Here is a 16,905-nt window from a genome sequence, read left to right on the forward strand (position 1 = left end):
AAAGGAGAAAATATGATACTTAATGGCAAAAAGATAGGCTACCTTATGCTTGGTGGCAAAAGTTTTACCTCAGAAAATATATTTCCGGCATATTATGATTTCCCTAAGGTTAGTCATGACAAAAATTATCCAACATATGATATAAGCAGTATTGATAAAACAACAGGCGTAAAATTTGAACGAAGTCTTATCGTTCCTGATGCAGATTTTGATTCTAATCCCATTTTAGTATACGCGCAGATTCTGAGCGTTGGTGATAAATATCTTTTACTAAAGTCTTTAGATAGCTCTGTTGCCTCCCCTATAGCAGATAACGGTTTTTCCTGGGTAAGAGGACTACCATTGTGGTTTAAGCTGTCAGACTTAGGTGGAGAGATGATTCCCATAACTGGGGGGTATATAGGGCTTCTATATACTATAAACTATATTATCAGTTCGACATGGAGGAGGTGCCTTCATGTTAGTTAATGGTAAGCAAATAGTGAATTTGATTCTCGGTGGGGAAGCGTTTACTTCTGAACGAGCTTTTCCGCAGTATTACAAATTTGGCGCTAATAAAGAGTTGGACAATGTCCCTGTATATGGAATAAGTGTGGGCGCAAAATCCAAGAGCTTTTCCCCATTAACTTATAGCGATGAACATGGTTCCCATCAACAACTTGTAGATATTGATTGCCGTAATCTTGTATTGGTTTATCAACAAGTAAGTTGTAATGGGGAACAATATGTTTTTTTAAAAACATCAGCGGCAATGGTGGGCTCATCTTGGGCATTTGGATCAGCCTTTTGGGTTAAAGCATCTGACTTAGGTGGAATGCTACCAAATCCAGAAGTGGGGGGGTAAATAGTCCCTCCTATATACTATTCATATTTAACATAAAGGGGGTGACTCCTTCATGTTAGTTAATGGGAAAGAAGTTGGTCATTTAATTTTAGGTGGAGAAATTTTTGATAAAAAAATTTTGGGTCGGAAAAGTAAAGTTAGTTTAGATACACCAACGTATAGAATTAGCGATACTGGTAAGATTGGTTTTACTACATGGGGTCGACCGTTTTCAGAACAAATTTGTACAATAACTGGCTGGCTACCAACAAAAGATGGTAATTTTGTCTTACTCGATTATATTTTACTTAATCAAGGCTATGACAAGCCAATGGGTTATGAAAATCAAGTATTTATAAAAGCTTCTGATTTAAATTATGTTTAAGGAGAAAAATTATGGCAGAAGAAAATCAAAAATTTAAGCAAGTATATCGGTCGACATATGATCGACCATTTGAAGTATGGTTTGCACCGCAAGATGCAAAAGTAGAATATCCATTTACGGAAGTGGCGCCAGATCCAAGCATCAAGGCGCCTATTTTTATCTGGAAAACTCAAAGTTGGGCTGAAAACACTGAAGTAAGTCAAGCGGCACAACTAAACGATCTAAAGAAAACAGTTAGCCAAATTCAAAATGCTAACAGTAATAATGCCACTAATTTGAGCGACCTCGCCAAAAACCAGGCAAAACTGTTACAAATGTTAACCCCTGAAATTGTTGGTAAGCCAGCAGCACCATCTGCAACTACCACACCAACAACGCCACAAGTACCAACTGACGGAGGTAATAAATAATGGACACACACGAAATTATGTTTAATTTGATAAAGTTTTATTATAATTTTGGCTGTTATACCAATAATAATGTGGCTTACTTTGTTGGCTATAATGCTATTACAGCTGACGATTACAAGGCAATCACAGGTGACGACTATGTGGCACAAACTGATCAACAACATTAACAATAACTTTAATCAAACGATTATTGGTATATCAATAATTGCAACTGGTATTTTCCTATGGATTGACCGTAGTTACTTCTTTTGGCCACCACAGCTAAGTACCATGATGAACAGTAAATACTGGGATATGATTTTTGTTTTTATTGGCACAGGACTTTTATTCTGTGCCTTTTTTGATAACAAAAATAAAGTATTGCAACATTCCTTTTTAATCGCCAGTGGTGCCGCAATGCTAATGCTAGCAGTCATGCAATGGTGGCACATTGTTTATGCAAATGAGTATAGAATGACACCCTCAGTAATCAGTGATTTAGTAATATTCATTTTTATTCTAAGGTGTGCAGCGAAAAGTTAGGGAGGCGATCACTTGCACGATTTAATAAACTGGGTACAAGTGTTAGCCGGTGTTATTGGTACAGTAGCGACTGCTTTAGCTGTTTCTCACAAAACAAATAGAGCAGATTATAAAGCACTGTTAAAAGAAAAAGATTTAATTATTTCAGAATTGACTGCAGAAAGGAATGAATTTCGCCAGTACTATCATATAGAACGAGACCGCCGACTTGAGGGAGAGTCGGAAATTGAAAAGTTTAAGAACAAAATTTTTGTGTTAAACACTGAAATTAACGAGTTAAAAGCCAAAATTAATAAGTTAAGCACGAAGAAATAATTTTGAGCATCCCCCCGATGCTCTTTTTTTGTGAAAGGAAAAATTATGAATCAATTTATTACTATATCTAATGCTGTTTTACCATACATTGTATTAGTTGCGGTGGGGATTGTAGCAATCTATCCATACGCTAAGCAACACAATCCAGCAATTGCTGACAAAATGAAGTGGTTATATGACGTTGCACAATATATCGTGGCACAGCAAGCAACGCATGATGATGTAACGGGAGCTGAAAAAAAAGCAGCTGCTACGGCTGCATTATTAGCTCAGGCTAAGCAATCAAAGACTAAGATTACATCTGAAACGGCTAAAGGAATGATTGAAAAGGCTTATCAAGAAACGCAAAAGGACGACACAACAACTGATATTGATGATATCCAAGGCTTTGCCGAAGATAACGATGATGAGCAATCGGTAGTTAATCCAATGGCCAGCACACCAACTGAAGATGGGACTGATAACAATGACAACACTGCCAAGTAAAAGTTACTTAACGGATGTTTCAGAATTTCAGGGCGAAAATGTGGCCTATCCGTATTCTAAGGGAACTCTGATTAAGCTAATGCAATACAACTACCTTGGCTACAATTATGCTCGAGCAAAAGCGCAAATAGCGTCCAGCAAGGCTCATGGTCTAATGACGATGGGCTATTTTTATGCCACATTCTCTAATAACTCTGATAAGGCTAAAACTGAGGCTGAGTTTGCATGCAAGAAAGCGGTCGAGCTTGGGTTGCCCAAGGGTACTTACCTGGCAGTCGATTGGGAAAATGGCAGTGGTAATAATATCTATTGCGGTGTCTCAAGTAGTACTTCAGCTGTGTTAGCGGCAATGGCCGTGATTAAAAGCAATAGCTATCTACCAATGTTTTATTCCGGAGCATCGACAATGCGCAATCAACTTGATTACAAAAGCATCGTTAAGGCTTACGGTAACTGTCTATGGGTGGCAAGCTATCCAATTGCTGGTGCAGTTAATTCTGCCAACATGGCTTACTTCCCAAGTATGGACGGTGTGGCCATTTGGCAATTCACCGACAATTATCGAGGTTTGCATGTTGACGGCAATATTAGTGTACTGACGCTTAAAACTGACAGTGGTACTTCTACTGCCAAGAAAGGAGACGATTTAGAAATGACATTACACCCTGTCGCTAAGTGGGACATTGATCGCTTGTTTGTGGTCACAAATAAGAATGGTTGTAACCTATATGATGGCCCTGATTTGAAACATAAAATTAAAACTTTAAAATGCAAATCTGTCTGGAAAGTTCTAGATGAAAAAGGTGGTGCGCTTAAGCTTGGCAAGAACCAATGGGTTGACGGCCGAGCTGGCATAACAAAATCTAACCCAATTGCTACCCATGACAATATAGGTGGTCGGGTTAAGATTGTACTGTCTAACACGCACGCACTATATAGCCCAAATGCTGATAGTAAGAAAGCTTATAAGCTAACAACTAATAAGGTCTATCATATTGTAGGACGTAAAGGCCGTTTTCTAGAACTCAAAGACAAATATAAAGGTAAAACAGTCTACGTGACGGGTAACCGTGCTTACGTGCTATTTTAAGAAAAAACATTATTAACTATCTTTTTTTCTAAATTATAAGTCACTCAGATTAATTTCTGGGTGGCTTATTTTTTGCGATGATATATTGTTTATTTATAAGCATAATAATATAATTATTTGGTACCGTTTTAGGAAGAAGGAGAAGAAATGAAAATAAAAAAATTTATAATTGCAGTTGCGTTAATTGTGACTGTGGGAGTAAGTACAGCATGCACAATTAATAATGCCAAAATTGTTGATGCAAAGATTAATACTGCAGTTTTTCCAAAGAAAATGCAAGGTACATGGTATAGTGGAAATGGTAATAAAACTGTTATTACTCCTAAAAAATACATATCTTATGATGGTGGTCACAAAGATGTAAGTTATTTACATGTCAGACACAAAAATTCTAAGATGTCCAATAAAACAAAAAATTGGATTTATATTTTTGATCGTGGACAGGTTAATGGTAGAAGATGGATTACTATAAAAGGTTGGAACACAATGATGGGCTTTGGAACGCACTACAATGTTTCGAAACTTAATGGTCATAATGTATTAACTGGTGCATTTGGAGAACCTGTTCATAGTTCCTTTCATTTGTACAGATCCTTAAAACTTGCAAGACAATTAAAGAATCAGCATTATTCAGGTTTTAAATACTGGTAAAAAAGTATAATAATAAAATTGATAGGCCACTCAGATTAGATTCTGGGTGGCCTCTTTTTATGCGTAAAATTATGTTTAATTTTAATTTGTTAAAAAGTCGGTTTTTGTAAATTACGAAGTAAATTTACTAATGAAAACTTTAAAAAAGCGCTTTTTTGTCAATTACATATGAGAAATATCAAGATAAATGCTCAAAACAGGGTTTTTAGCATTTTAAATAGGCTAACTCTGGACGTTAGTCTGGAGTGGCTTGTTTTTGTATATTCTAAAATTTACCATCTTGGATACCTTTTGGATACCTTAGCCAAGTAAAAAGCTCTTAGCTATAATAGCTAAGGGCTTTTTAAAATGGAGATGAGGGGAATTGAACCCCTGTCCAAACGCATTCCGTCACTAACATCTACGAACATAGTTATACTATTTGAATTTCACTAATTCAAAACGCCGTATAACAGGGCAAGAATGAACTAGCTAATCTGAAATGACTCTTTTTAACTATTCAGATGAGGTAGTTAAACGTAACTCACTAAGTTGATACTTCAAACTAGACGTGAGTAATCAAGTAAGAAGCAACACATGTGCCTAAATTAGGCAGCTAATGCGTAAGAATTTTGTTTATTTGCAGTTATAAAACTGTGACGTTTTAACGTAGACGTGACCTACGGATCGCAGTCAATGCGAATCTACGCCTGTCGAATCCCAAAACATCCCCTTTTTGATAATAATATTATAGCATAGTTTATGTTATACGACCACTTGGTAATTTTGTACAGGGTTAACCAGTTATATTGAGTTAATTTTGAATAAGGTTAAAAATAATGTAATTGCCTTTTCCTTTTCTATTCCAATACCAATGTTTCGGTTTTTATTCTCATATCTAGATAGTATTATTACTTAATATGCAAGTTAGTTTAAACAATAATCTAAAGTTAATGATTAGAGCGAAATAAACAAAACAACTTGAATATTACAATAAAGTTGGATAGGATAAAGTTTCGTTTTTTTATAATTGGTTATTATAATTAAGTTTAAACAAGATTGTAAAAACTAACAGTTCCCAATAAAAGCTAAGGATATTTCTTTAAAAATTGCTAACAACTATAAGTTGATAGCTAACGTGGATTTTTGTACAAAGTAAAAATCAATGTTCAACTTAACTAAATTAAAGCTAAAATATAACAACTTAAATGATAAAATAAAAGTCTTTAAATTTTGAACAAAATATTAAGAAAGAAGTTTTTTGATTTTAAAATTAAGAAATGGTTTTAAATTTTTGTGATAAAAGTTTACACTTAGTTAGAGGTGATAAAATATGGAACCTATTTTTTTAAAACCTTACTTTAGACCTAAAATTTGGGGTGGACGTAAGTTAAAGGAAATTTTTAATTATGATATTCCTGCTGGCAAAGTTGGTGAGGCCTGGGTCATTTCTGGTTATAAAGGAGCTGCTTCAGTAGCTGTTAATGGTGTATTTAAGAACCAGAGTTTGCGAAAAATTTATCGTGAAAATCCTGAACTTTTTGGCAATCCCAAAAGTTCAGAATTTCCACTATTGGTTAAATTTCTTGATGCCTGTGACAACTTATCGGTACAGGTACATCCAGATGATTCATATGCTCATAAAATTGAAAATGATAGCGGTAAGACTGAAAGTTGGTACGTTTTACAAGCTGATCCTGGATCGTACTTAATTTATGGTCATACTGCTAAAAACCGTGATGAATTAGCAGAAATGATCCACCATGGAGAGTGGGATCAACTTTTACGTAAAGTACCTGTTAAGGCTGGTGACTTTTTCTATGTTCCGGCGGGAACTATCCATGCTCTAACTAAAGGAATTATGGTGATTGAAACGCAACAGTCCAGTGACATCACTTATCGACTCTATGACTATGATCGAATAGATCAAAAAACAGGTAAAAAACGTGAATTGCATACGCAAAAGTCAATTGACGTAACTAAAGTACCTCATGTTGATCCTAAGCTTAATATTAATGTAAAACAAGAAAAAGATGCAACTATCAAAACACTTGTCACACCGCCTGTGTCACCACATTTTTATTTATGGCAAGTAGAACTCGATGGGGATTGGCAAACTGGTCTTGTAAATCATCCGTACATGTTAGTTACTGTGATTTCAGGAACAGGGGTAATAAAAGTAGATAGTAAAATTTATAATATTTCTATTGGAGATAATTTTATTATTCCAAATATGATTAAAGAGTTTTCTTTCTCTGGAAAGATGAAAATGATGATTTCTGCGCCTGGAAGTGACAACTAGTTTACAAAAGGGATGGTTAAAATGATTTATATTGCTTGTGGCTCGATTATAATAACTGTAGGACTACTATGGTTAGTTTATCCTGCCAAACACCCTAATCATTTTTATGGCTATTTTTCATATTTAGCACAAGTCAATAAGCACAGTTTTCATTTTGCTCAAGTACGTGCAAGTCTGAATTTTATTTTTTTCGGGTTAATTCAATTATCACTAGGGGTTGGAATTCGACTTTTAAATTGGGATAAATATTTTTTCTTATGGTTATTAACATTCTATTTATTCTTGATATTTCCAATTATGGCAACTGAAAAGAGCCTAAAGAAATTTCTTCTTGACCGTCATGAACTACCTGCAGATTATATTGATCCTGACGATGTACGTCAAGGTAGAACTAAAGGATTTAAAAATCGAAAATGAAACTAAGAATTTTAATAATTGAAGATGATACTTCAGTTGCAGAAATGATGAAAATGTTTTTTGCAAAAGAAGACTGGATTAGTAGTGTCGCTACTGATGGTATACAAGCTGTTGAAATGTTTAAGAAACATCCGGATCGATATGATTTAATTACCTTAGATCTTAACTTACCTAAAAAGGATGGAATTCAAGTAGTTAAGGAAATTCGAGTAATTTCGGCGAAAATTCCTATTATCATGTTAACCGCACGAAATAGTGAGACAGACCAAATTTTGGGGTTGGATGAAGGAGCTGATGATTACATTTCTAAACCATTCAGCCCATTAGCACTAATTGCACGAATTAAGGCTTTGCAACGTCGAGTTTCAATAGAAGACAACCAAGAACTGATAAAATTAGATAAAAATCTTGAAAATTATAATGTAGATACTTATGACATTGTTACTAACCATATTAAAATTTCTAAGGCTAGACGAGAAGTGTTATTTGATGAAAAAGTAGTTGAAAATATTACACCCAAAGAATTTGAAATGCTCTATACAATGACCAAAAAACCGAAGCAAGTTTTTTCACGCAATCAATTGCTCGAAATGATTTGGGGTTATGACTATTTTGGTGAAGAGCGGACTGTTGATGCCCATATTAAAAAGCTCAGGCAAAAGCTTGAAAAAGTAGGGGCTAATGTTATTCAGACTGTTTGGGGTGTAGGTTATAAGTTTGATGACACACAGGATCAAAAATGAAGCTAATATATCAGTATATGCTTAACTTTCTGTTAATCATTTTGACAACGATAACGATTATTGGTTGTTCAGAGATAACTTATGTGACTAATCAATCATATTCTCAAAATTATCAGAGAATGGAAGATTATGCGTCTGCTTTAGGCTCATTAGCTATAACTGATCAAAAAAGTGGCACACTAATCCTTAATTCAGAGTTTTTATCGCAGTTACAGTTTGTTTTGCACAGTGATGATCTTTATCTAAGGGTTTTTAATGCTCACGGAGATCAGGTTTATCCTGAAGCAGGAAAAAATTTGCATTTAGCAAGTGATGTTTTTGCAATTCTAAAGCAAGGACAAGAAATTAGGATAAAGAATAATAATGATACGCATACTTACATTGGCCATACGAAAAAATCTTATACTGGAGTTTTATTACCTTGGATGAATGGAGACAAGCTAATCGGCGCAATTTGGTTGGGAGAAAAAATTGAGAACGTAGAGCAGCCAATTAATATGTCTAAACATAATCTTATCAATGCCTTGATTACAGCTCTCAGTGTTGGTTTAGTATTGAGCTTTGGATTATCATATTATGCTTCAAGTAAAATCAAACGTTTATCTCAAGCTACCAAAAAGGTTACTGCGGGTGATTTTGATGTTCACCTTGATTATAAGGGCAATGATGAAATTGATCAGTTGTCAGGTAACTTTAATCGAATGGTTCAAGCATTAAAGAAATCAAATGATGTAATAAAAAATCAAGAAAAAAGACGTGATCAATTTATGGCTGATGCTGCTCATGAAATGAGGACGCCGCTTACTACAATTAATGGTATCTTAGAAGGTTTACAGTATGATGCAATTCCCCAAGATGCAAAACCAAAGTCAATTTCATTGATGAGACGTGAAACTGAACGCCTAATTCGTTTAGTCAATGAAAATTTGGACTTTGAAAAAATTAGAAATAATCAGATTAATTTAGTTAAAACCAAATTTAATGCTCGAAATATATTAGAGGATGTATGTCTTCAGCTTAAACGTAATGCAAAAGAAGAAAATGACCAACTTAAAATTATTGCACCGAGTGATTTGCCGATTTATGCTGATCGTGATCGTTTCAAGCAAATTATTGTTAATTTAGTTCAAAATGCAATTCAGTTTACCCAAAATGGCATGATTATACTTGGTGGCCGTAGATCAAATCATAGTACTGAAATTACAGTTAAGGATACTGGAATTGGGATGAATGAAGAGCAACTGGAATATATTTTCGAACGCTTCTTTAAGGCAGATCCTTCAAGAACTCGTTTGGGTATTGGGGAATCGGGGTTAGGTTTGTCAATAGTCTTGTCATTAATTAAACAACATGGCGGTAAAATCAGTGTCAAATCTAGTATAAATAATGGTGCTACGTTTACCATTACAATTTTTGACAAGGGATTTGAACAATATCTTCCCGAAAACTAATAATTTCAAGAATTGAATATATGTATTGAGAAAAGTAAAAACTCAGTTCATCATGAATCCTGAAGCTAATCGTTTTGGGATATTTAATAGATGAACTGAGTTTTTACTTTTAGTGAAATTGATTATTCAGAATTATTGCTACTCTTTTTGACGTTAGTTTGATTTTTCTTATTAGTTAATTGATTTTTTAAAACAGAGTCAGGAACTTTTTTAATTTCTTCTTGTCGTTTTTTAAGCTCCGGAGCATTAGTTTTGTATAAAGCTGTGGTGGACTTATGGTATTGACTAATCAGGGCAGTTGATTTCCGTTTTAGACTATTGAGTAGATCTTCCATTTGTTGAAAATTGGTTAAATAATCAAAATCAGATGGATTAACAGGTTTAAGACCTGAAGGTGTATAAAAGCGTAATAAATTGTGATTATTAAGTAAATCAGAATATTTAAGCGATTTTTTTCCTTGACGAGCAAGATATTTAATTTCGACTTCTTCTTGGTGGGTAAAATTAATAATCTGCTTGCCAGTTTTACGATCGTAAACCAAACCATGTATTCCCTTGTTCCCAACGATAATATATTTTTGACTAACAATAGTACCATTTCTGAAAACTACCCAGGGTTGATACTTAGAAGATAGTAAGTCGTTACCAAATTGTAGGTAAGGTCGATTAGAAATTCCAAGTAAGTGAAGAAGGGTTGGTAAAACATCAATTTCACCGGCTACTTGTTGTTTAATCTTTCCTTTTAATGACGGAGAGTAGATCATAAATGGTACGCGCTGCATTTGAACATTGTTGTAAACGTTCCATGTATCAGAGCTTTCACCAACAATTGGAGCAAGAGTTTCGTTTTCGGAATTAGTTAAGCCATAATGATCACCATAAATTACTATTAAACTATTTTTAATAAGACCAGATTTTTGGAGATAATTAAAGAATTCATGGACAGCCTGATCTAAATAATGGGCAGTTTCAAAGTAATTATTAATTGATTTATCACTGGTTTGTGCAGTTTTAAAATCTGGATCCAAGTCTTCACTATCCATATCAAATGGGGTATGGTTAGTAACTGTGATGAACTTACTATAAAAAGGTTGTTGCATTCGTTCCAGATATTTTATGCTTTCAGCAAACATTAGCTTGTCTTTTAATCCATAGCCAATATGGTCATTTTTGTCATGACTAAAGTAATTTTGATCAAAAAAATAATTATAGCCCAAGTTCTTGTACACATCATCTCTATTCCAAAAGGTACCTACATTTCCATGAAAAACTGCGGATGTATAATTGCCTTTTTGCCTGAGAATTTGTGGAGCAGCTTGAAAAGTATTAGTGCTACCTAAAGCCGTGAAAAGTGAACCATCAGAGATACCGTAAGTCCCGGTTTCAAGCATAGTTTCTGCATCACTCGTTCTTCCAATTCCTACCTGATGATAGAAGTTAGCAAAACTAAGAGAATGTTGGTTGTGGTAAATTGAATTAAGAAATGGTGTAACCTCTTTCCCGTTAACTTTTAAGTCAATTAAGAATTGCTGAAAACTTTCAAGGTGAATAATAATTACATTTTTACCTTTGGCTACACCAAAATATTTTTGATTAGCTGGTGATTTGTTTTGCCGAGTAAAAGTCATAATCTTATTTAAATCGGCAGTATTGGCATTACGATTGACTTGTTCTGTTTGTTCATTTTTAATACCGTCATAAATGGTATAAGTATCAATTCCCAAGTATTTAACAATATAAGAACGGTCAAAAGTGGTACGTAAAAGTCTTGGTCGAGATGATTCTGCTAAAAAGATATTTAAAATTAGTATAAAGATGCCAAAAGTTGTGATTGTAAACGGAGTGAGTAATCCATATGCTTTTTCTTCAATTATAATTTTTTTACTAATTAGCAAAAAAATTATAATTAGTAAATCTAGCCATAATAATAGATCAGTTGGTTGCAAAAGTGCAACGGCGCTTTTACCAAGACCTGGAGCAACCTTGCTGGCATTGGTAATTGTTTTGACAGTAATGAAATCCGAGAACTGCCGATAATACAATATATTTGCAAAAAGTAGCCCTGTATTTGCAATATCTAATATTATCATTACACAATATGAGATAATTGGTTTAGTAAAATAAAATCCAATACTAATAAATAAAATTGCGGTGGCGACAGGACTAAGCCACATAATAATATGTTGATAAGGATCCGAAATGCCTAAGTTAAAGTCATGATAAGCAGCAAAAATATATTTAATTGTAAATAAAATGACTAAGAGGGAAAAAAATCCAGTTCGGGTTTCAATAAAATTAATCAGATTCTTTTTTTTCAAAGTGAACGCTCCTTATCAGACTATTTTAAAAGTTTATCTAGTTTTAGACAAATTTTTCAGCATTGTTAGTCATTTTTTAAGAAATGATCAATTGATTTTAGATATAATTTAGAAGAACTTTATTTTATAGGAACTGATTAAACATGATTTTTTTAGGAACATTATACAATTTTATTGCTCAACTTTTAGCTACTAGGGTAAATCATTTTGCTCTGATTAAGCTAACCATGCTAGCACTTGATAAAACAATTTTTTATTTTTTGCTTTTTATTATATTACGTTTAATCTGGTTATTATTGATTAAACAGCGTAGAACTATTAAATCTGAGTTCATGGTCTGGTTATTTGCTTTTTATTTAATTTTATTATTGGCTTTAACAACTTTTCGTAATACATATTTTCCTTGGGAGCTCACCTTTAATTTTAATCGCTCCTTGAGTGACATTAACCTTATCTTTTTTAAAAAAACCTGGAAAATGATTTATGCAAAAAGTAGAATCGATTTTATTTATAATTCTTTGGGGAATATACTTTGTTTCATTCCATTTGGGTTCTTAATGCCATTTGTCTTTTTAAAAAATAATAGTTTTACTAAGGTTTTTGGTGCAGGAGTTTTACTTTCAATATTTATTGAAAGTATGCAATTTTTGCTTGCAACAGGTATCAGTGACATTGATGATGTTTTCTTTAATGCTTGTGGAGCAGCTGGTGGATATTTGTGTTATAAGCTGATAAATCGAGTATGGCAAAGTTATAAAACTATTTAAAAACACTGGTATTTGAAGCTTAAGATTGTTAAAATATTCTTGTGAAATAAATATTTAATTCAGTAAGGGAAGCGTATTTTATGAGTTTAGTTAAATTTGACAGCACTAAATTAAAGCCATTTGTTCATGAAAATGAGTTAAGTGAAATGCAGGCAATGGTTGACGCTGCAAGTAAGGAATTGAAAGATGGTACTGGTGCGGGAAGCGATTTCTTAGGTTGGATTGATTTACCGGTTAATTATGATAAAGATGAATTTGCTAGGATTAAAAAAGCTGCCCAAAAAATTCAAAATGATTCAGAAGTTTTGGTTTGTATTGGTATTGGTGGCTCATATCTTGGTGCCCAAGCGGCAATTGAATTTTTAAACGGTGCGTTTTATGGCAAAAGTAAGGAAAAATATCCAACAGTTGTTTTCTGTGGTAATTCTCTTTCGGGCTCATATTTGCATGACTTAATTGCTTGGCTTGGTGATAAGGATTTTAGCATTAATGTCATTTCAAAATCAGGTACAACAACTGAACCAGCTGTTGCTTTTAGAATCTTTAAAGAGAAGTTAATTGCAAAATATGGTCAAGAAGAAGCAACTAGAAGAATTTTTGCTACAACAGACCGAGCTAAGGGTGCATTGAAGACCGAAGCTGATGCTGAAGGCTACGAGGAATTTGTTGTACCAGATGATATTGGTGGTCGATATAGTGTTTTGTCAGCTGTTGGGTTGTTACCAATTGCTGTTTCAGGTGCAGATATTGATCAATTAATGAACGGTGCTGCAGATGCAAGAAGTGATTACAATGATACTGACTTAACTAAAGCAACGCCATTCCAGTATGCTGCTTTGCGTAATATTCTTTATCGTAAGGGATATACTACTGAAATTGTTGAAAACTATGAACCAACTTTGAGAATGTTTAGTGAATGGTGTAAGCAATTAATGGGTGAATCAGAAGGCAAAGATAATAAGGGGATTTGGCCAGCAAGTGCTAATTTTACAACTGATTTACACTCTTTGGGTCAGTATATTCAAGAAGGTTTACGTAATCTATTCGAAACAGTCATTCGTGTAGAAACTCCTGCCAATGATGTTGAAATTCCATCAGATGATCGTAATTTAGATCAGTTAAACTTCCTGGCTGGCAAGAGTTTGAACTTTGTTAATGAACGCGCTTATGAAGGCGTAGTTTTAGCTCATACTGATGGTGGTGTTCCGGTGATGACTGTTAATATTCCTGATCAAACTGAACACACGTTAGGCTATTTAATTTACTTCTTTGAACTCGCCATTGCGATTTCAGGATATTTAAATGGGATTAATCCATTTAACCAACCAGGTGTTGAGGCATATAAGCGAAATATGTTCGGTCTTTTAAATAAGCCTGGTTATGAAGAATTACATGATGATCTTTCAGCTCGCTTTAACGAGAAAAAATAACTATTGATACAGAATCATCCTGTACATTTTAATTTTATAGTAAATTCAATTATGGAAAGGGTAAAAGTTGATAACTTTTTACTCTTTTTTGATTATCAAAGGAGGATTTATGAACGAAAAAAGCAATTCAATTAAGCATGTGTTAGCAATCATTAGTTGTGCCTTAATGGCTTTCGTTTCGATTTTAACTGAAACAAGTCTTAATGTTACATTTCCAACATTAATGAAACAATTTCACATTGGTTTAGGATTAGTACAATGGACTACAACTGGATATTTATTGATGATTGCCATAATTATGGTTTCAAGTTCATATTTAAATGAACGTTTCTCGGCACGACAATTGTTTTTAACAGCAGCAGTTACTTTTATTGGTGGCTCACTCATTGCTTCTATGGCTACGAATTTTTGGATTTTGTTGATGGGACGTTTAATTTCTTCAGTTGGTGCTGGGCTATCAATTCCACTAATGTTTAATCTTGTAGTTGAATTAATGCCACAAGAAAAATGGGGTTTTTATATGGGCATAACTGGTCTAGTGATTATCTTGGCACCATCATTAGGGCCGACATTTGGTGGTTCAATTGTTTATTATTTTGGCTGGCCCTTAATTTTTCAAATAGTAGCTGGTCTTGCTTTTATTATTTTGTTATTAGGTATTTCAGTGATTGAGCAATATCATGAAAAAACACATCCGGCTTTTGACTGGGTAAACTATGCAATTATCGTTTTGGCGATGGTGATTTTCAACCTAGGTTTTAATCGAATTAGTAATGGTTTAGGCGATTCTGGGTTCTGGGTCAGCATGATAGTTGTTGCTATTTTAATTGTGATTTTTATTAAACTTTCGCAAACAAGTAATAAAAAGTTAATTGATCTTAAGATTTTCAAAAATAAACCATTCATTTTTGCGATGATTTCATATTTGCTTTTACAATTCATTAATATTGGTACTAGTTTTATATTGCCAAATTATGTTCAAATTGTTAATCATGAAAATTCGCTTATTGGTGGATTAGTGCTTTTACCCGGATGTATTTTAAGCGGGCTTCTAAACCCATGGTTTGGTGATATTTATGATAGAAAGGGTGCTAAAGTGCCGTTATTAACTGGTACGATCTTTTGTTTTACGGCAAGTGTATTGTTTGCTGCTTTTGGATTAAAAATTTCAACTTTAATGGTTGGCATTTTTTATGGCATTATGATTATTGGAAGACAAATGGCTTTTAATAATACGATGGCTGAAGCCTCGAAATTGCAGCCTGAAGAATTACATACTGATGCAACAGCTGTTTTCCAAACCGGTCAGCAATATGCAGGTTCAATGGGAACGACTGTAATGGCTACGATTGTTTCAACCTGGCAGAAAAAATCGGGTAATTATGCGATGTTGACTGCGCAAGGTACTCAAATAGCTTTTGTAGTAATGGCGATTATTAGTGTAATAATATTATTGAGCTATCTAACTCTGTTCAAACTAGAAAAGAAAGAATGATTTTATTGTTGTCTAAAAATTGAAATATTAAGTTAGGGAAATAGAGTATACTTCTTTTTTGTTTTATCAAAATATACATAAGTAATAGACTTTTTTAACAATTATGATAAAATAATAAACAATTGCTTAATTATTATTAATATTTTTTATGCAATTGATAATCTTTATCAGAATATAAAGGAGTATGTTATGGCAAATACAGGGAATAATAAACTAACTGTTAAAAATTTTTTCAATAATATTTTATCCGGTACAGCGACTGGGATCATTGTTGGCTTAATTCCTAACGCTGTGATAAGCGCAATTTTAAAATTATTTGGTCAAAATCCAATTACAATTCAAATTGGTCATGCATTGTTGATGTTTCAATGTGCTACCCCATTACTAATTGGTGCTCTAATTGCCATTCAGTTTAAAATGATTCCTTTAGATGTTGCAATAGTTGCAGCTTCTGCTTATGTTGGTTCAGGAGTAACTAAATTTATTCCTCAAATTGTAAATCCAATTACTAAGACTCAAGGATTATTTGTGTCAGCAGGTACTGGCGATTTAATTAATACAATGATTACAGCAGCAATTGCAGTAGGTCTATTGTTAGCAGTAGGTCAGCATTTTGGTTCAGTCAAAATAGTCGCTGCCCCAATTTTAATTGGGGGTGGATCTAGCTATATTGGTATGTTGATTTTACCATATGTTAGTAAGATAACAACTTGGATAGGTGATGTTATCAATTCATTCACAAATTTACAACCTATTTTAATGTGTATTTTAATTGCTTGCATGTTTGCAATCTTGATTATTTCGCCAATTTCTACAGTTGCGATTGGTATGGCAATTCAATTAAATGGTCTTTCTGCTGGTGCTGCTGCGATGGGGGTTGCTGCTACCACCATCGTATTAGTTGTTCACTCTTGGCATACGAATAAATCTGGTGTAACGATTGCTATTGCTTTAGGAGCAATGAAAATGATGATGCCAAATCTTTTTCGCCATCCAATTATTTTGTTACCAACTTTGATTACTGCAATTATTTCTGCAATTCCTGTTGCCTTGTTCCATGTTAGCGGAACACCCGCTTCAGCAGGCTTTGGGTTAGTAGGATTGGTTGGTCCGTTAGCTTCACTAGATGCTGGTAAGTTGAGTATTAATATTGTGATGGCAATTATTGTTTGGATTATAATTCCAGCTGTTGTTGCAGTTGTTTGTCAATTTGTATTTGAAAAATTATTTAAAGTTTATGATGAAAAGGTAGTTTTTGCTTATTTAGGTGAATAAAGCATCGCTGAAGTTTGACGTAAAAGTAAAAAGGATTTAGCCACAA

19 protein-coding genes and 1 other RNA gene are annotated in these 16,905 nt (G+C 33.7%); 18 read left to right on the plus strand and 2 right to left on the minus strand.

The features are described 5' to 3' along the window. The first annotated feature begins 12 nt into the window (after nucleotides 1–12). The 10 genes from ACYIAQ_RS02025 to ACYIAQ_RS02070 all read left to right on the plus strand — a co-directional run bounded on the left by ACYIAQ_RS02025 (nucleotide 13) and on the right by ACYIAQ_RS02070 (nucleotide 4,682). Complete coding sequence (locus tag ACYIAQ_RS02025) at nucleotides 13–468, plus strand: hypothetical protein (RefSeq protein WP_483562401.1); 456 nt, start codon at nucleotides 13–15, stop codon at nucleotides 466–468. Further along, nucleotides 458–844, plus strand: coding sequence for a hypothetical protein (locus ACYIAQ_RS02030; RefSeq protein WP_483562402.1), 387 nt, complete (start codon nucleotides 458–460; stop codon nucleotides 842–844). Before ACYIAQ_RS02025 ends, ACYIAQ_RS02030 begins: the two co-directional genes overlap by 11 nt. A gap of 52 nt (nucleotides 845–896) precedes the next feature. Further along, the gene (locus ACYIAQ_RS02035) at nucleotides 897–1,208 is read left to right on the plus strand and encodes a hypothetical protein (RefSeq protein WP_483562403.1); all 312 of its coding nucleotides are present in this window, start codon (nucleotides 897–899) and stop codon (nucleotides 1,206–1,208) included. A gap of 11 nt (nucleotides 1,209–1,219) precedes the next feature. Beyond that, a complete protein-coding gene (locus tag ACYIAQ_RS02040) occupies nucleotides 1,220–1,618 on the plus strand; it encodes a hypothetical protein (protein ID WP_483562404.1) in 399 nt (132 codons plus the stop codon). Further along, nucleotides 1,618–1,785: an XkdX family protein gene (locus ACYIAQ_RS02045; protein ID WP_483562405.1), complete on the plus strand. Its 168-nt coding sequence runs from the start codon at nucleotides 1,618–1,620 to the stop codon at nucleotides 1,783–1,785. Before ACYIAQ_RS02040 ends, ACYIAQ_RS02045 begins: the two co-directional genes overlap by 1 nt. After that, nucleotides 1,757–2,140, plus strand: coding sequence for a hypothetical protein (locus ACYIAQ_RS02050; RefSeq protein WP_483562406.1), 384 nt, complete (start codon nucleotides 1,757–1,759; stop codon nucleotides 2,138–2,140). The genes ACYIAQ_RS02045 and ACYIAQ_RS02050 overlap by 29 nt, the downstream gene beginning before the upstream one ends. A 12-nt stretch (nucleotides 2,141–2,152) precedes the next feature. Further along, the gene (locus tag ACYIAQ_RS02055; RefSeq protein WP_483562407.1) at nucleotides 2,153–2,455 is read left to right on the plus strand and encodes a hypothetical protein; all 303 of its coding nucleotides are present in this window, start codon (nucleotides 2,153–2,155) and stop codon (nucleotides 2,453–2,455) included. Between the two features lie 45 nt (nucleotides 2,456–2,500). Then, entirely contained in the window at nucleotides 2,501–2,941 is a 441-nt protein-coding gene (locus ACYIAQ_RS02060) for a phage holin, LLH family (RefSeq protein ID WP_483562408.1), read from the plus strand. After that, nucleotides 2,922–4,031 (plus strand): GH25 family lysozyme, encoded by a 1,110-nt coding sequence (locus ACYIAQ_RS02065; protein WP_483562409.1) that lies wholly within the window; start codon nucleotides 2,922–2,924, stop codon nucleotides 4,029–4,031. The genes ACYIAQ_RS02060 and ACYIAQ_RS02065 overlap by 20 nt, the downstream gene beginning before the upstream one ends. Before the next feature lie 147 nt (nucleotides 4,032–4,178). Continuing rightward, nucleotides 4,179–4,682: a hypothetical protein gene (locus tag ACYIAQ_RS02070; RefSeq protein WP_483562410.1), complete on the plus strand. Its 504-nt coding sequence runs from the start codon at nucleotides 4,179–4,181 to the stop codon at nucleotides 4,680–4,682. A gap of 346 nt (nucleotides 4,683–5,028) precedes the next feature. Here the strand turns inward: ACYIAQ_RS02070 and ssrA are convergent. Further along, nucleotides 5,029–5,394: a transfer-messenger RNA gene (gene ssrA / locus ACYIAQ_RS02075) on the minus strand. Nucleotides 5,395–5,994: 600 nt separating this feature from the next. Between ssrA and manA the strand changes: the two genes are divergently transcribed. From manA to ACYIAQ_RS02095, 4 genes are read left to right on the plus strand one after another with little or no spacing between them, the layout of a single operon-like run. Further along, entirely contained in the window at nucleotides 5,995–6,963 is a 969-nt protein-coding gene (gene manA, locus ACYIAQ_RS02080; RefSeq protein WP_483562411.1) for a mannose-6-phosphate isomerase, class I, read from the plus strand. A gap of 21 nt (nucleotides 6,964–6,984) precedes the next feature. After that, nucleotides 6,985–7,380, plus strand: coding sequence for an SdpI family protein (locus tag ACYIAQ_RS02085; protein ID WP_122022813.1), 396 nt, complete (start codon nucleotides 6,985–6,987; stop codon nucleotides 7,378–7,380). Beyond that, entirely contained in the window at nucleotides 7,377–8,123 is a 747-nt protein-coding gene (locus tag ACYIAQ_RS02090) for a response regulator (protein WP_483562412.1), read from the plus strand. The genes ACYIAQ_RS02085 and ACYIAQ_RS02090 overlap by 4 nt, the downstream gene beginning before the upstream one ends. Continuing rightward, complete coding sequence (locus ACYIAQ_RS02095) at nucleotides 8,120–9,574, plus strand: sensor histidine kinase (RefSeq protein ID WP_483562413.1); 1,455 nt, start codon at nucleotides 8,120–8,122, stop codon at nucleotides 9,572–9,574. Before ACYIAQ_RS02090 ends, ACYIAQ_RS02095 begins: the two co-directional genes overlap by 4 nt. A gap of 122 nt (nucleotides 9,575–9,696) precedes the next feature. Here the strand turns inward: ACYIAQ_RS02095 and ACYIAQ_RS02100 are convergent, their stop codons facing one another. Beyond that, nucleotides 9,697–11,892, minus strand: coding sequence for an LTA synthase family protein (locus tag ACYIAQ_RS02100; protein ID WP_483562414.1), 2,196 nt, complete (start codon nucleotides 11,890–11,892; stop codon nucleotides 9,697–9,699). A gap of 143 nt (nucleotides 11,893–12,035) precedes the next feature. On the opposite strand from ACYIAQ_RS02100, the gene ACYIAQ_RS02105 reads away from it, so the two are divergent. The 4 genes from ACYIAQ_RS02105 (at nucleotide 12,036) to ACYIAQ_RS02120 (ending at nucleotide 16,859) form a co-directional block, all read left to right on the plus strand. Next, nucleotides 12,036–12,659, plus strand: a complete 624-nt coding sequence (locus ACYIAQ_RS02105) for a VanZ family protein (RefSeq protein ID WP_483562415.1) — start codon at nucleotides 12,036–12,038, stop codon at nucleotides 12,657–12,659. Between the two features lie 80 nt (nucleotides 12,660–12,739). Further along, on the plus strand, nucleotides 12,740–14,089 hold the full coding sequence (locus tag ACYIAQ_RS02110; RefSeq protein WP_122018024.1) for a glucose-6-phosphate isomerase: 1,350 nt from the start codon (nucleotides 12,740–12,742) through the stop codon (nucleotides 14,087–14,089). A 109-nt stretch (nucleotides 14,090–14,198) separates the two neighbouring features. Next, complete coding sequence (locus tag ACYIAQ_RS02115) at nucleotides 14,199–15,584, plus strand: MFS transporter (RefSeq protein WP_483562416.1); 1,386 nt, start codon at nucleotides 14,199–14,201, stop codon at nucleotides 15,582–15,584. 189 nt (nucleotides 15,585–15,773) lie between these two features. Beyond that, nucleotides 15,774–16,859 carry a PTS sugar transporter subunit IIC gene (locus ACYIAQ_RS02120; protein WP_483562417.1) on the plus strand — a complete coding sequence of 362 codons (1,086 nt, stop codon included), beginning with the start codon at nucleotides 15,774–15,776 and terminating at the stop codon, nucleotides 16,857–16,859. Nucleotides 16,860–16,905 lie beyond the last annotated feature (46 nt).

Source organism: Lactobacillus sp. X-49 (assembly GCF_057063645.1).

Excerpts from the sequence above, each read along its gene's own strand:
- ACYIAQ_RS02025 (WP_483562401.1), top strand. The coding sequence starts at position 13 with ATGATACTTAATGGCAAAAAGATAGGCTACCTTATGCTTGGTGGCAAA.
- ACYIAQ_RS02030 (WP_483562402.1), top strand. The coding sequence starts at position 458 with ATGTTAGTTAATGGTAAGCAAATAGTGAATTTGATTCTCGGTGGGGAA.
- ACYIAQ_RS02035 (WP_483562403.1), top strand. The coding sequence starts at position 897 with ATGTTAGTTAATGGGAAAGAAGTTGGTCATTTAATTTTAGGTGGAGAA.
- ACYIAQ_RS02040 (WP_483562404.1), top strand. The coding sequence starts at position 1,220 with ATGGCAGAAGAAAATCAAAAATTTAAGCAAGTATATCGGTCGACATAT.
- ACYIAQ_RS02045 (WP_483562405.1), top strand. The coding sequence starts at position 1,618 with ATGGACACACACGAAATTATGTTTAATTTGATAAAGTTTTATTATAAT.
- ACYIAQ_RS02050 (WP_483562406.1), top strand. The coding sequence starts at position 1,757 with ATGTGGCACAAACTGATCAACAACATTAACAATAACTTTAATCAAACG.
- ACYIAQ_RS02060 (WP_483562408.1), top strand. The coding sequence starts at position 2,501 with ATGAATCAATTTATTACTATATCTAATGCTGTTTTACCATACATTGTA.
- ACYIAQ_RS02065 (WP_483562409.1), top strand. The coding sequence starts at position 2,922 with ATGACAACACTGCCAAGTAAAAGTTACTTAACGGATGTTTCAGAATTT.
- ACYIAQ_RS02070 (WP_483562410.1), top strand. The coding sequence starts at position 4,179 with ATGAAAATAAAAAAATTTATAATTGCAGTTGCGTTAATTGTGACTGTG.
- manA (WP_483562411.1), top strand. The coding sequence starts at position 5,995 with ATGGAACCTATTTTTTTAAAACCTTACTTTAGACCTAAAATTTGGGGT.
- ACYIAQ_RS02085 (WP_122022813.1), top strand. The coding sequence starts at position 6,985 with ATGATTTATATTGCTTGTGGCTCGATTATAATAACTGTAGGACTACTA.
- ACYIAQ_RS02090 (WP_483562412.1), top strand. The coding sequence starts at position 7,377 with ATGAAACTAAGAATTTTAATAATTGAAGATGATACTTCAGTTGCAGAA.
- ACYIAQ_RS02095 (WP_483562413.1), top strand. The coding sequence starts at position 8,120 with ATGAAGCTAATATATCAGTATATGCTTAACTTTCTGTTAATCATTTTG.
- ACYIAQ_RS02105 (WP_483562415.1), top strand. The coding sequence starts at position 12,036 with ATGATTTTTTTAGGAACATTATACAATTTTATTGCTCAACTTTTAGCT.
- ACYIAQ_RS02110 (WP_122018024.1), top strand. The coding sequence starts at position 12,740 with ATGAGTTTAGTTAAATTTGACAGCACTAAATTAAAGCCATTTGTTCAT.
- ACYIAQ_RS02115 (WP_483562416.1), top strand. The coding sequence starts at position 14,199 with ATGAACGAAAAAAGCAATTCAATTAAGCATGTGTTAGCAATCATTAGT.
- ACYIAQ_RS02120 (WP_483562417.1), top strand. The coding sequence starts at position 15,774 with ATGGCAAATACAGGGAATAATAAACTAACTGTTAAAAATTTTTTCAAT.